We start from the raw sequence: 13,064 nt of genomic DNA on the forward strand, positions 1-13,064 counted from the left end.
ATCCTGGACAGCTACCGCAAGCGGTCACGAGCGTAGTCAGCCGCAGTGCGAGTTGTACTGGTAGTTGACCTCGCCGTCGATGCTGCCCTGCCAGTCGATGCACGAGTGCGGCGCGTGGAGGCGCACCGGGCCGGCGTAGGTCGTGTAGAAGCCGCCGTCCTCGGTCCAGGTGCCGCCGGAGAGCCGGATGCCCGCGTCCATCGACTTCAGGTACGAGCTCGGGGTGCTGCGGACGGTCACCACGCAGTTGTAGCCGTTGGAGCTGTTGTAGGTGAGGAACACGGTTCCCTCCGCCAACGGCAGCGAGTCGATGACGGCGTACCCGCTGCCGCACGCGCCGTTGTAACCGGCTGCCTCAGCGGTCGCGGGAATCGCGAGGAGCATCGGTCCGGCAATGGCGGCGACGGCAACGATCTTCTTCAGGAGGTGCATGGCGAAACAGCCTTCTTTCAGGAAAGGGAGACGGAGGGGATGCCCTCGGCCGCTGCCAGGGCGTTGGAGTGAGCGTGTTCCGCGGACAGGCCGGACTGCCGAGTCCCCGGCGCCGGGTTGACGAGGCGTTCTCCCCTGTCTCGCCACCAACTCCGTGCCGCTCGATGGTTCGCGGAACTCGTCCCGGTTCTTGTGACGTTCTCCGCTGCTGAGAAAGATCCTGCCGTCCACACGAGGCGGTGTCACGACTGAAGAGGTGGCACCAAGGCGCTTGGCAGCTAGGTGCAAGATCATCACCGAGCCGGTACCTGCCGAGAACCCTCAGATCCTGAACAACTCGAATACTCTGCCGAAGACTTCGTGGCACCATGAGTGCCCGCGGCCGACGGCTGTGGCGACCGTTGCGAGGCTGAAGGGGGATCAGCAGCGTGCCCGAGACACCGCTCCGCCCGCTGGGTGTCCAGGTCATCGAGGACCTGGTCCGCGACTGCTGGATCCGCGCGAGCGTGCCCGACGGCCGGCGGCCGGACCGGAACCTGCCGGTCATCGTGCTACTGGGCCGGCACGGCAGCGGCAAGACCTCCGTGCTCCGCTACCTTTCGCACCGCGCCTCCACCGCCCCGCAGGCCGGCCACGACTTCGCCGCCGGCACGCTGCGCCCCTACGAGGTCGCCGCCCGGTTGGCCTTCCGGCTCTCGCTGACCGCGAAGGGGCTGCACTTCCCCCGGCTGATCCACGGCCTGGTCGCCGTCGACCCCGATCTGGTGCTGGACGTCAACAGTCCCGACCATGCCCGGTGGCAGCTGGAAAAGCGGATGCGCGAGGCCCGCCGGCGCAGTGCCGGGGTGCTCCCCGACGCGCTCGCCGAAGGCGTCGGGCTGCTCAACGACCTCGGCATCCTGCCGGTGCCCGGCGCCGGCCTGATGGCCGCGCTGCTGTTCAAGGGCCTCGGCCCGCGCCTGCTCAACGCCGTCTCCCGGTCCGGCCTCGAGTGGTACGGCACAGGCGGTTCGCAGGCTCCGCTGGACGCCCTGGTCGCGCTCAACGAGCGCAGCCGGAGCGAGGACCAGGCCGATGTCGACCAGGTCGACCGGCTGCTCTGCGAGGCGTTCCTCGCCGACCTGCGGGCGGCGTACCGAAGACACGGCCGGGACCGCAACTGCCTGGTGCTGCTGGACAACATCGACCACGGCGGCGGCACCCGCTTCCTCTCCCTGCTGCTGGAGGTACGGGAGTCGCTGACCCGCAGGGAGGGCGCGGGCTGCGATCCGCTGCTCACCGTCGCCACCGCCTCCACCGCCCGCGCGGTGCCCGGCCCGTTCGACCCCGGGCCGGCGGGCCTGCGGATCCGCGAGGCGTACCAGGCCTCGTACGGCGACTGGCGCTTCGGCATCCCGCAGTACCGCGCGGACACCTCCTGGTGGTGGTACGCCGTCCAGCTGCCGGATCTGACGTCGGGACAGGTCTCCCGGCTGGCCGAGGAGATCGCTCCCCGGCTGCCCGAGGCGACCCCGCTGGTGCACCGGCTGACCTACGGGCACCCGTGGAGCGTCCTGCGGATGCAGCAGGCGGCCGCCCGGATGATCGACCGGCCGGACGCCGACGTGCGGCTGCGCGGCATCCTCGACTCCGGTCCGTTGGCCAACGGGAGCGCCGACGCGGCGCCCCGGGCCACCCTGCGGCAGGAGGCGCTGCGCTACCTGCTCCAGGGCATGGAGGCCGAGCAGTTGGCCGGCCTGGTCACCTGCGCCGCCTCCCGGGACATGGAGTCGGCCGTCAACTCCCCGCTGTTGGCGGACTCCTCCGCGCGGCTGCGGGGAACGCTGCTGGAGGAGACCGCCCAGCGGCTGTGGCTGGTCCCGCCGCTGACCGAGGACGCCGGCACCCGCGGCGGCCGCGGCTCGCGCTACCTGCCCACCACCGGGCGCGGCGCGCACCCGCAGCTGGTGCGCGACTCCCCGGTGCTGCAGCCCTGGCTGTGGCTGCTGCTGCTGCGCGAGCTCGCCGACCGGCCGGCCGACGGCCCGTACCCGGACTGGCACACCGCGCACCAGCGGCTGCACTCCTGGCACGCCGCCCGCGAGGGCCATCTGCTGACCGCCTACTACCACCGGCTCGCCCTCGGCCGGGTCGAGGAGGTGGTCCGCCGCCTGGAGACCAGCCTGCACGCCCTGCCGACCGAGGCCTGGCTGTACGAGCTGTACGCGATCACCGCGGCACCGATGCGCCAGCCGGTGGACCTCGCCGTGACCGCCTCCTACCGGGCGGACCTGCTGGCCCGCGAGCTGGCCCCCGAGGCCTTCCGCGACCACCGGGCGCTGGCACTGCTGGTCACCTCGCTCTGGCTGGCCGTCGATCCGCGCAACCGGCTGCCGAGTTCCCGGCCGGAGCTCAACTTCACCATCAGCGCCTCCTTCCAGGATCTGGCCTGGCACACCGACGCGAACAGCGCCGTGCTGCGCTCGGAGGCCGCCCGCTACGAAGTCCACCCGGCCTGAGTGTCAAGGAGGTTCAGTGTGAGGTCGCCGTTCGCCAAAGCCCGGACAACCACCCTGGAGCCCTGGGACCTGCCGCGCCCCTGGTGGCGCGGCCGGCTCGGGAGCGCCGCCCTGCTGGTCGTGCTCGCGCTGACCGGCAGCGGGATCTACCTCGGCACCCGGCCCGCGAGCACCAGCTGCGCCGACGGCGTGGCGCACGTCGGCGCGGACAGCGCCTGCGTCGGCCTGACCGACGGCGCCTTCCCGTTCTCCCCGGACCTGAAGGACGTCTTCGGGCGGATCCGCACCGAGAACAGCAGCGTGCGCGAGGCCGGAGCCAAACCGGGCGGCACGCCCTGGGTCAGCGTGGTCTACCTGATGCCGATGGTCCAGGGCCAGGACGGCTCCACCACCGCGGACTCGATCCGGCACGAGATCGAGGGCGCGTACGCCGCCCAGCTGGAGGCCAACCACCGCTACATCAGCGGTGACTCGCCGAAGATCCGGCTCCTGCTCGGGCACACCGGAGCCACCGACATCCAGCGCGACTACACCCTCGGCCGGATCGAGGCACAGCGCTCCGCCGACCACGTCGTCGCGGTCGCGGGGCTCGGCACCAGCACCGAGTCGACCAAGGCCGCCATCCTGCGGCTCACCAAGGAGGACATCGCCGCCTTCGGGGCGGTGATCACCGCCGACGACCTCCAGGACATCCCCGGCCTGGTGCGGGTGGCTCCGCCCAACTCCGACGAGGCGACGGCCGCGGCGGCCTACCTGGCCAAGGACTACCCGAACGCCAAGGTGCTGGTGGTGCAGGACCGCAAGTCCGACGACCTGTACAGCCGCACCCTGGCCGACCAGTTCCGCAAGAGCTATCCGCCGGAGCTGCAGGACAAGCAGCCGATGGAGTACGACTCCTCCAAGTCGGACGTCTCGACCTACTTCCTGCTGCAGATGGCCAACCTGTGCAACTCCAGCCCGGACGTGGTCTTCTTCGCCGGGCGCGGGATCCACCTGCCCAGGTTCCTGGAGCCGCTGTCCCACCGCTCCTGCGCGGGCAAGCAGGTGACGGTGATCTCCGGCGACGACGCCTCGGAGGTCGTGCAGTCACCGGACATCGGTCTGGTCAGGCAGGACCTGCAACAGGGCAACATCACGCTGCTCTACACCGGGCTCGCCCACCCGGGCGCCTGGCAGGTGCGGCCGCAGTCGTACGCGCGCACCGCGATCGAGCCCTTCCAGGACGGCGGCGAGTTCAAGGCCGCCTTCCCGCAGGAGTCGCTCACCGACGGCCAGGCCGTCATGGGACACGACGCGGTGCTGACCGCCGTGACCGCCATCCGCTCCGCCGCTGCCGGCGGCGCCCCGGTCACCGGCCCGGACGTGGTGCAGATGCTGACCTCGCTCTACGGCACCCGGGCGGTCTCCGGCGCCAGCGGCCTGATCTCGCTGGGCGCCGACGGCAACCCGAAGAACAAAGCCATCCCGATCGTCCGGCTGACCCCGGACGCCCAGGTCAGCACGGTCGCGGTCACCTCCAGCACCGGCACGCCACCGGACGGCCACCCGTAACGCCCGGTCGGCCGGTGCGGGGCCGCGGCACGGCCCCGCACCGGCTGCCGGTCAGCCGGCCAGAGCGCCCGCGCCCGGCAGGTGCAGGGTGAAGCCGGCGCCGGTGGCCAGGGCCGGCGTGGTCACGTGCACCGTACCGGCGGCCCGGTCCCAGCTCCACGAGGCGGCCGGCAACGGGTGGCCGTCCAGCAGCACCTGGGCCGGGGCCGCGCCCACGTGCACGGTGAACTCGTAGGACCGCGCGGCCGGCTTGCCCGCGTAGTCGCCCACGCTCGGACCCACCGTCAGCTCGGTGGAGCCGTGGCCGTGGCCGGTGGCGTGCACGGTGACCTGCTGGGTCGCGCTCGCGCCCTGCTGGTAGGCGCGGCTGGTGCCGTCGTCCTCGTACAGGGTGAACTGCGAGTCGCCCTGGGCGTAGACGTCGTAGTCCAGCCTGCCGGTGTCGCGGGTCTGCCAGGAGAGGGTGCCCTGCGGCCACATCGGCACCACCGCCCCGCCCTTGACGAAGAGCGGCAGGGTGTCCAGCGGTGCGTGGTAGCCGTTGATCGTGGTCGGGCCCTGGTAGGTCTTCCCGGTCCAGTAGTCCACCCAGGTGCCCGCGGGCAGGTAGATCCCGTTGCGGGTGTCGGAGGAGTCGTAGACCGGGGCGACCAGGAAGCTGTCACCGCTGAGGAACTCGTACTTGGCCGCGTCGCCCCAGGTGTTGGCGTCGTCCGGGTACTCCAGCACCAGTGGGCGCACCGCGCCGACGCCGCTGCGGTGGGCCTGCGCCGCCAGCGTGTAGAGGTAGGGCAGCAGGCGCTCCTTGAGCTGGAGGTACTTGTTGTTGACCGAGGTGTACGGCTCGCCGAAGCCCCAGGGCTGCTTGTCGCTCTTGGCCCAGCCGTCCATGGTCATGATGGTCGGGATGAAGGTCTTCGACTCCAGGTCCCGGGTCTCCACCTTCGGGTCGCTGCCGAAGATGCCGCCCACGTCGCCGGTGTCGTAGGCGATGCCGGACATGGTGGCACCCGCGTAGGTGGGGATCTGCCAGCGGACGTAGTCGTAGCTGCCGGTCTGGTCGCCGCTCCACAGCACGCCGCAGCGCTGCGCGCCGGCCCAGGAGACCGGCAGCCAGACGAAGCCGCGGGCGTCGCTGTTCTGCTCGATGCCGTCGTACGCCTGCTGGCAGCCGTCCAGCGCGAACTGGTAGCCGGGGCCGACCCAGCCCACGTCCAGTTTGCGCACCCGCACCCCGGCCTTGACCTCCTCGCCCTGGTTCGGCAGGCCGGTGGAGGTCCACAGGCCCAGCTGGGCGTGGTGGTCGCGCAGGCCCTGCCCGGTCTGCTGGAGGTTCTCGTAGCCGCAGCCGTATCCGTCGTTGACCAGCATCCAGCCCAGCGGGGTCTGGTGCGAGGTGTAGCCGTCGGCCACCGCCAGCGCGTCCGTGGTGTGCCGCTCGCCCCGGTTGGCGTTGTGCAGGTAGCAGTCCGAGTCGCCCGGCTCCAGGCCGTAGACCGGCGGCATGAACGGCTTGCCGACCAGGTCGGTGTACTGGCCGATCACGCTCCTCAGGTCGGGCTTGTCGGGGCTGGTCATGAAGTAGCCGTCGAACCGGCGCTCCTGGGCGGAGGTGCGGACCGGGTCGCCGAAGCTGTAGACCCCGGGGGCGAAGGTGTTGCGGAACACGCCGTAGCCGTTGCTGGACAGGTAGAACGGCTGCGAGTTGTTGTAGCCGCCCTCGTTCCAGTTGAAGTTGTTGGCCACGTGCACGGTCCGGTCGCGGTGCGAGAAGCTGCCGTTCTGCTCGCCCGCGCCGTAGAACTGCTCCTGCGCGCTGCGCGCCAGGGTCTGCTGCACCGCGTCCTCGGTCCAGGTCAGGCCCTGGGTCTCCTGCCAGACCAGGGTGCGGTTGTCGGCCCGGTAGAGGGCGAACCGCAGCGGGTTCTTGTAGGCGCGCAGGGTCAGGTCCCTGCTGGCGATCGCGTAGTAGTCGCCGGCGTCGCGCGCGGTGGTGGACTTGACGGTGGCCGGCGGGTTGCGGACCATCTCGCGCCCGGCCGGGTCGGTGAAGGTGCCGTCGGGGGCGAGCTGGAGCCGGAAGACGTCCTCGCCGGTGAAGTCGATCCGGGCGGCGGCGGTGCCGGCCTGCAGCCGGTAGCTGCCGTCGTCGGCGCGGGAGAAGCCGGTGACCTGGCCGACCGTGGTGCTGCCGGGGATGTTCGCGGTCCCGGTGTAGGAGGCGTTGGTCACCGCGTACGGCACCACCACCACGTGGTAGGTGCCGGAGGCGGCCGGGATCACCGTCGCCTCGGGGTCGGTGGAGCCGGCGCTCTCGGCGACCTCGTGGCCGGCGCTGTCGTAGATGTAGAGGTCGAAGTCGTTGGTCGGGTCCTGCCACCGGATCGAGACCGGCACGCCGCCGTCCGGGTTGCCCTGCCAGTAGGAGGCCGGCACGTCGACGGTCAGGTCGAAGTGGTCGCAGGTCCCGCCGCCGGGGTCCTGGGCCTGCGGCGGGCAGTGGGACGGGTCCGGGACCGAGCCATTGGCGTAGACCGGGCTCTGCCAGCTCAGCTGGTGGCTGCCGCCGAGCGCGAGGGTGCCGGCGGCCGGGGTGGCCGCCCGCGCGGCGGGCTGGCCGGCGAGCAGCGCGCAGACCACGGCCAGCACGACGGCCAGGGCGGTGCGGGGTAACCGGGTGAGGGTAGTTCGCATGCCACGTCCAAGCGGTAGGGGGTGAACCGTGCGGTGCGGCGCGGGACCAATGAGGCGGCCATGAAAGGTGACTGACGATACGTGAGCCCCTGCTCGCGCCCGAGGGAGGCTAGCAGTACGTTTCTGCACGTTCAAGGCCTTCTGCGCGCAGTTCTGCGCAGGCGCGCCCACCGGTAGTCGGCGACCCGACGGCCCGGCCCACCTCGCGGCTCCCGCCCCGACCCCGCCCCAGCAGGCTCTGGGAGCACCACAGCGCTGCCGCCTCGCGCGCGGCCGCAGGCGAAGCGGGCACCGGAAGGTGCCCGTTCGGGCAGGCTCCGCGGGGTTTCCGCCACCGGAGCACCCGTCCGCGCAGCTCCGCGGGGCGACGGGACGGGCACCACGCGGGCGCCTTTTCGCCCGGATCAGACCGGGGCGCACCACCGGCCCGGCGGTATAAATCTCCTGCGGGCACGGTCGGCCGGCCCGCGGCCCGATGATCGGACAGCGGCGACGAGGGCGGGAGAACGCGATGCCGACGTCAAGGCCAAGGCCCTGGCCGTCTCCCGCCGCCGCGTCTTCCTGGGCCACCACACCAAGTTCGGCGCGAGCAGCTTCTGCCGCTTCGCCGAGGTCGCCGACTTCGAGGCCATCGTCACCGACACCGGCCTGCCCGTCGCGGAGGCCCACCGCTACGCCATGCTGGGCCCGCAGGTGATCCGGGCCTGAGCGGGGCCACCGCCCCCGTGCCCGCAGCAGTAAACCGGCCAGCTGATTCCTGATCACGGTTCGGCGACGATCCGTCTGCCAGGAACCTGGTCAGGGGCCCTGACGGCCCGACGGCCGACAGCTTGCGGAAGCATACGGTTCATTGATCATCACGGGGGCCGGGTGAACGGCGCCGACGACGGCGAGCGCACCTGCCGGGCCTCCTTCCCCGAGTCCGACGGCTACTACGTCCACAGGCAGGACGGCCACAAGTACACCCTGTGCCTGAGCACCCTGCCGAAGCGGCCGGCGCCCGGCCCCTCGTCGTTCTGGGGCCGGTCTTCACGGGCGCGACAATCGGCCGGACAGGCCCGGCCGCCCGCGCTAGATTGCCCGGATGACCAACGGGACGATCTCCACCGCACTGATGCGCGGCTGCGTGGCGGGGCTCGGTGCGGCAGGGGTCGGCGCGGACAGGTACGCCCGGTTGGCGGGCCTGGAGCCGGACACCCTGGCGGACGACCTGGCCCGGGTGCCGACCGCGACCGGGCTGCTGGTCTGGGAGCAGCTGGTGCTGGCGGCCCGTCACACCTGCCTGGCCCAGCGGCTGGTGGAGTCCGTCCCCGCCGGGAGCCTGGGCGTCTGGGACCACCTGTTCACCTCCGGCGCCACCGTGCTGGACGGCGCCCGCGACGCCGGGCGGTACTTCCACCTGCTCAGCGATCCCGAGATCGACGCCCTCCAGGTGGTGCGCAGCGGCAGCCAGGTGACCCTGCGGTTCAGCTGCGCCACCGCGGAGCCGGAGGTGGTCGCGGCGGTCCAGGAGTTCGCGCTGGTGCTGTTCCTGCAGCGGGCCCGACAGGCGCGGCGGGCGCCGATCGTGCCGGTGCACGCCGCTCTGGTGCACCGGGCCCCGCGCGACCACTCCGCGCTGACCCGGCTGCTGGGCACCCGCAACCTGGAGTTCGGGGCCGCGAGCAACTCGCTCACCTTCCTCGCCGACGATGCGGCCACCGCGCTGCCCGACTTCCGCCCGGGGCTGCCGGAAGTGCTGCGCCGGCACGCCGACATGACGCTCGCCGCCACCCGGCCCGCGCTGACCTGGCAGGACCGGTTCCGCGCCGCGCTGCTCGCCGGGTGCGCCGGCGGCGGCGCCGCACCGAGCCTCGAGTCGACGGCCCGTCGGCTGGCCCTCAGTCCGCGAACCCTGCAACGGCGGCTGTACGAGCTCGGTACGACGTTCCGTCAGGAGGTCGAGTCGGTCAGGGAGCAGCGCGCCATGCAGCTGGTCCGGGACAGCGAGCTGAGCCTGCCGGCCATCGCCGCCCGGGTCGGCTACCGCGACGTGCGCACGCTGCGCCGGGCCGTCCGGGCCGCCGGCTCACCGAGGCGGAGTGGGACGAGCTCTACGCCCGGCACGACCAGTACCGGGCCTGACGGTGTGACAGCCGCTCCGCCCTGACCGCCCGCCCTTCCGGCCCGACCCCGCCGTGCCCCCCGGCCCGACCCCGCCGTGCCCTCCCGGCCGGACCCCGACGGCCCGCCTGACCTGATGCAGTGTCGGGCGGGCCGTCATGCAGTACCGCGACCACCCCGCGCCCCCGGTGCCGACCGGGGAGGCGCTGCCTACAGTCGGTGGCAGATCAGCGCTTGATCAGCTCGACCCGGGATGCATCCCCAGTGTTCCCGACGTCAGGAGATCACCATGGCCGGCACCACCCGCACCTCCGGCACCACCGGTTCCACCGGGACCGAGAGCTTCGAGCTCCAGGACCTCGACCTGAGCGGCCTCACCGTCAGCTCGCTGCGCGAGAGCGCGGCGCTGCCCGAGGGCGGGGCCTCCTGGGGCTCCAGCTCCTGCCAGGTCTCCTCGTCCTGCTCGATGCCGCCGGTGCCCGAGTCGGCCTGACCTCCCTCGTCGCCGTCGTCGCAGTTTCTCGGAGCAAAGGAGACACCATGTCCGACACCGCTGACCGCCCCCACTTCGAGCTCGAAGACCTCGACCTGAGCGACCTCACCGTCAGCTCGCTGCGCGACAGCGCGGCGCTCCCCGAGGGCGGGGCCTCCTGGGGCTCCAGCTCCTGCCAGGGCTCCTCGTCCTGCGCCGTGCAGCAGCACCTCCTGCCGGCCTGACCCGCGCCCACCCCGCCCGCCGCACAGCCGCCCGTGAGGGAGACACCATGTCCGACACTGCTGATCTCCGGCGCTTCGAGCTCCACGACCTCGACCTCGGGGACCTCACGGTGAGCTCGATGCGGGACACCGTCGCCCTGCCCGAGGGCGGGGCCTCGTACGGCGGCCCGTGTTCCTGCGGCTCCTGCGGCCATCCCCAGCTGCCCACCCCGACCCCCTGGGGGTCGGCGGGCTGACAGACGCCCTCGGGGCGTGCGGCATCGACCGTGCGCCCCGAGGTGCCCGGGCCTGTCCAGCGGATTCGAACGGGGAGGACGGCGTGACCCAAGGCCAGCGCGACGGCTACGCCGTGAGCTGTGCGCCCTACGTCCTGGTCCGCGCCACCGTGATGCAGTACCCCGCAGCGGACCGGCCGACGGCCGCGTTCCGGGCGGAGCTGGCCCGCCTGAGCGAGCTGACGGCTGCGCTGACCGCGCTGGGGCCGCCGCTCGCTGACGCCCTGTACGCGAGCCGGGACGGCCATCCCCAGGACTTCCACCGCGAGGTGGTGCTGCCGCTGCGCCGCTCGGTGCACAACGGCCGCGAGCCCCGGCCCGCGCTGCTGGCGCGCCTGGCCGACCTGCCCGCGCGGGTGCCCGAGCTGGCGGCCTGGCTGACGCTGCGTCAGTCGCGGGCCGAGGCGCTGGCCGCCGCCGACCGGGCCGCCGCGCCCGCGCTGGCCGCCGACCGCCACGCCCTGGCCGCGCTGTGCCGTCAGCCCGCGCTGACCCGGGCCGTCGCCCTGACCAGCGCCGACCTGCTGCGCGCGGTCGAACGTGCGGGAGCCGGGGCCGCCGACCGCCGGGCCCGAAAGGAGGAGCCAGGGGTGCTGCGCTACGCCCTGCGGGCCAGCACCAAGACCAGCCCCTTCTCCTGGTTCACCGCCGTCGGCTGGGGCCCGCTGCGGCCCGGAACGGACGCCGGGCCCGCCCTCGCCCTGCCGAACCCGGTCCCGGTGGTCGAGGCCAACCGGACCCTGGTCAGCGCGCTCACCCAGGCACTGCTCGCCGCCCCGCGCCGCCGGGCCGGGCTCCCGCACCGGATGGCCAGCACCGCGCGGATCGCCGACGGCCGGGCCTGCTACGCCCGCAGCCGACCGGTGTTCGCGGGCGGCCGCTACCTGATCACCACCGAGGAGGAGGTCGAGCTGCCGGCCGGCGGTCCGCTCGCCTTCGTCGGTGCGCAGTGCCGTCGTCCGGTAGCCCTGGCGGAGTTGACCCGCCGGCTGAGCACCGCGCTGGGCGGCGAACAGGCGGCCGGACCGGCCGCCGGCTTCCTGGCCCGGCTGGTCGAGGCCGACCTGCTGGTTCCCTGCGACCCATTCGACCCGCAGGGCGCCGCCCCGCTGGAGCAGTTGGCGCACTGGCTGCGCGACTGGCCCGAGGACCACGACCTGGCCGACCGGATCACCGAGATCGGCCGGCACACCAGCCGGTTCGCGGACACCCCCGCCGACCGGCGCCCGGCCGCACTCACCGAGCTGACGACCCGTTGGACCGAGCTGCTCGCCGAGGCCGGCCGCCCCGTGCCCGAGCGCGGGGCACCGCTGGCCGTGCTGTCCGAGGACGTGGTGGCACCGGCACCGGTGCGCACGGACGGGCAGCTGGCGCCCGACGACACCGAGGCGCTGGCCGAACTGACGCCGCTGGCCGAGCTGTTCGACCTCGGCCAGGTGGTGCGGCGACTGGTCCGGGACCGCTTCGTGGCCCGCTACGGACCGGGCGGGAGCTGCCCGCACGTCTGGGAGTTCGGGCCCGAGGTGGCCACAGCCTGGGAGCAGGCCTGGCAGCTCGGCACCCTGCTGCCGGGACCGGACCGGCCGGCCGGTCCGGCGGAGCTGGCCGGCCTGCGCGCCGAGGTGCTGGGCGAACTGACCGGACCGGGCAGCCCGGGCGAGTCGGGCGGTGCCGGGGAGGACGACGCGGACCTGGTGCTGCCGACCGCGCTGGTCCGCGGCCTCGGCCCGCGGCTGCCCGCCTGGGTCCGCGAACGACCGCTCAGCTACTCGTACTTCGTCCAGCGCGACCCGGACGCCGGGCTGCTCTGCGTGAACCACGTGTACGGCGGCTGGGGCCGGTTCAGCAGCCGCTTCCTGGACGCGCTGGACCCCGCCGCCACCGCCGAGCTGACCCGGCAGGTCCGCCGGGGGCTGGGCCCCGGCGCGCGCGGTGCCCAGGTCCGTCCGGTGGGCGGCTTCAACGCCAACCTGCACCCGCTGCTGGTCCCCGACGAGATCGGCCCCGACCGGCGCTGGGCCTCGATCGGCGAGTCCGAACTGGACCTGGTCCACGACCCGGTGGGCGACCAGGTCCGGTTCCGGCTGCGTGCCACCGGGGAACTCCTCGACGTGCTGTACGCCGGCTTCCTGGCGCCCGTGATGCTGCCGCGGCGGCTCGCCGCGCTGCTCTGCGACCACCCGCAGGGCGTGGTCGACCTGCGCCCGCTGCTGCCGCACCGCACGCTGGCGGCGCCCGGCGGCCGGGTACTGCGCACGCCCCGGCTGACCTACCGTCACCTGGTGCTGGAGCGGCGTCGCTGGCAGCTGCCGCCCGCGGTGGTCACGGCGCTGGGCGCCGAGCTCGCCGCCGACCAGCAGGTCCCGGTGGCGACCGTGGCCCGCTGGCGGGCGTTGCTCGGTCTGCCCGAGCAGGTCTTCCTGCGCCCGGCCCCGGCGGCCGGCGCGGACTGGAGCGCCGACCAGCTGCTCACCCAACTGCGCCAGCCCAAACCGCAGTTCATCGATCTCGGCAGTGCCCTGCAGCTGCGCTGCCTGGCCCGCTGGCTGGCCCGCCACCCGGGTGGCGCGGTGCTGGAGGAGGCCCTGCCGACCCCGGCCGGGCACCCCGCACCCACCCGCGCCGTCGAACTGGTCGTGGAGGCCTACCGCGCGGGACGGGTCGCCTGATGCGGGGCGGCCGACCCGAGCACGGGGAAGGCGGTGCGGCCACCCAGGCGCGCCGCCCCGGCTCCGGGACCGGCCGCCCGGTGCCGGGCGGGCGGCAGCGGGACCAGCCGAGCGACCAGGAGGCA

General features: G+C 73.5%; 10 protein-coding genes. 8 read left to right on the forward strand and 2 right to left on the reverse strand.

Annotation, left to right across the window (positions count from 1 at the left end; genetic code table 11):
- Positions 1-36 precede the first annotated feature (36 nt).
- Positions 37-432: a spore-associated protein A gene (locus tag C7C46_RS13940; protein ID WP_110669400.1), complete on the reverse strand. Its 396-nt coding sequence runs from the start codon at positions 430-432 to the stop codon at positions 37-39.
- Between the two features lie 428 nt (positions 433-860).
- Here C7C46_RS13940 and C7C46_RS13945 point away from each other — a divergent pair, with 428 nt between their 5' ends.
- Both C7C46_RS13945 and C7C46_RS13950 read left to right on the forward strand, forming a co-directional pair.
- Positions 861-2,930: a hypothetical protein gene (locus tag C7C46_RS13945; RefSeq protein WP_110669402.1), complete on the forward strand. Its 2,070-nt coding sequence runs from the start codon at positions 861-863 to the stop codon at positions 2,928-2,930.
- Between the two features lie 18 nt (positions 2,931-2,948).
- Entirely contained in the window at positions 2,949-4,481 is a 1,533-nt protein-coding gene (locus C7C46_RS13950) for an ABC transporter substrate-binding protein (protein WP_245984408.1), read from the forward strand.
- A gap of 51 nt (positions 4,482-4,532) precedes the next feature.
- Here the strand turns inward: C7C46_RS13950 and C7C46_RS13955 are convergent, their stop codons facing one another.
- Positions 4,533-7,175, reverse strand: coding sequence for a glycoside hydrolase family 31 protein (locus tag C7C46_RS13955; RefSeq protein ID WP_110669404.1), 2,643 nt, complete (start codon positions 7,173-7,175; stop codon positions 4,533-4,535).
- 444 nt (positions 7,176-7,619) lie between these two features.
- On the opposite strand from C7C46_RS13955, the gene C7C46_RS13960 reads away from it, so the two are divergent.
- The 6 genes from C7C46_RS13960 to C7C46_RS13985 all read left to right on the forward strand — a co-directional run bounded on the left by C7C46_RS13960 (position 7,620) and on the right by C7C46_RS13985 (position 12,939).
- Complete coding sequence (locus C7C46_RS13960) at positions 7,620-7,883, forward strand: DeoR/GlpR family DNA-binding transcription regulator (RefSeq protein ID WP_281278543.1); 264 nt, start codon at positions 7,620-7,622, stop codon at positions 7,881-7,883.
- A gap of 376 nt (positions 7,884-8,259) precedes the next feature.
- Positions 8,260-9,324 (forward strand): AraC family transcriptional regulator ligand-binding domain-containing protein, encoded by a 1,065-nt coding sequence (locus C7C46_RS13965; protein ID WP_110669406.1) that lies wholly within the window; start codon positions 8,260-8,262, stop codon positions 9,322-9,324.
- A 243-nt stretch (positions 9,325-9,567) separates the two neighbouring features.
- Complete coding sequence (locus C7C46_RS13970; RefSeq protein WP_110669408.1) at positions 9,568-9,771, forward strand: thiazolylpeptide-type bacteriocin; 204 nt, start codon at positions 9,568-9,570, stop codon at positions 9,769-9,771.
- A 47-nt stretch (positions 9,772-9,818) separates the two neighbouring features.
- The gene (locus tag C7C46_RS13975) at positions 9,819-9,995 is read left to right on the forward strand and encodes a thiazolylpeptide-type bacteriocin (RefSeq protein ID WP_110669410.1); all 177 of its coding nucleotides are present in this window, start codon (positions 9,819-9,821) and stop codon (positions 9,993-9,995) included.
- A 47-nt stretch (positions 9,996-10,042) separates the two neighbouring features.
- Positions 10,043-10,231 (forward strand): thiazolylpeptide-type bacteriocin, encoded by a 189-nt coding sequence (locus tag C7C46_RS13980; RefSeq protein WP_110669412.1) that lies wholly within the window; start codon positions 10,043-10,045, stop codon positions 10,229-10,231.
- A gap of 83 nt (positions 10,232-10,314) precedes the next feature.
- Complete coding sequence (locus C7C46_RS13985; RefSeq protein WP_110669414.1) at positions 10,315-12,939, forward strand: lantibiotic dehydratase; 2,625 nt, start codon at positions 10,315-10,317, stop codon at positions 12,937-12,939.
- The last annotated feature ends 125 nt before the right edge of the window (positions 12,940-13,064 follow it).

Source organism: Streptomyces tateyamensis, assembly GCF_003205575.1.
Classification (GTDB): Bacteria; Actinomycetota; Actinomycetes; order Streptomycetales; family Streptomycetaceae; genus Kitasatospora; species Kitasatospora tateyamensis.

Excerpts from the sequence above, each read along its gene's own strand:
- C7C46_RS13940 (WP_110669400.1), bottom strand. The coding sequence starts at position 432 with ATGCACCTCCTGAAGAAGATCGTTGCCGTCGCCGCCATTGCCGGACCG.
- C7C46_RS13955 (WP_110669404.1), bottom strand. The coding sequence starts at position 7,175 with ATGCGAACTACCCTCACCCGGTTACCCCGCACCGCCCTGGCCGTCGTG.
- C7C46_RS13965 (WP_110669406.1), top strand. The coding sequence starts at position 8,260 with ATGACCAACGGGACGATCTCCACCGCACTGATGCGCGGCTGCGTGGCG.
- C7C46_RS13970 (WP_110669408.1), top strand. The coding sequence starts at position 9,568 with ATGGCCGGCACCACCCGCACCTCCGGCACCACCGGTTCCACCGGGACC.
- C7C46_RS13975 (WP_110669410.1), top strand. The coding sequence starts at position 9,819 with ATGTCCGACACCGCTGACCGCCCCCACTTCGAGCTCGAAGACCTCGAC.
- C7C46_RS13980 (WP_110669412.1), top strand. The coding sequence starts at position 10,043 with ATGTCCGACACTGCTGATCTCCGGCGCTTCGAGCTCCACGACCTCGAC.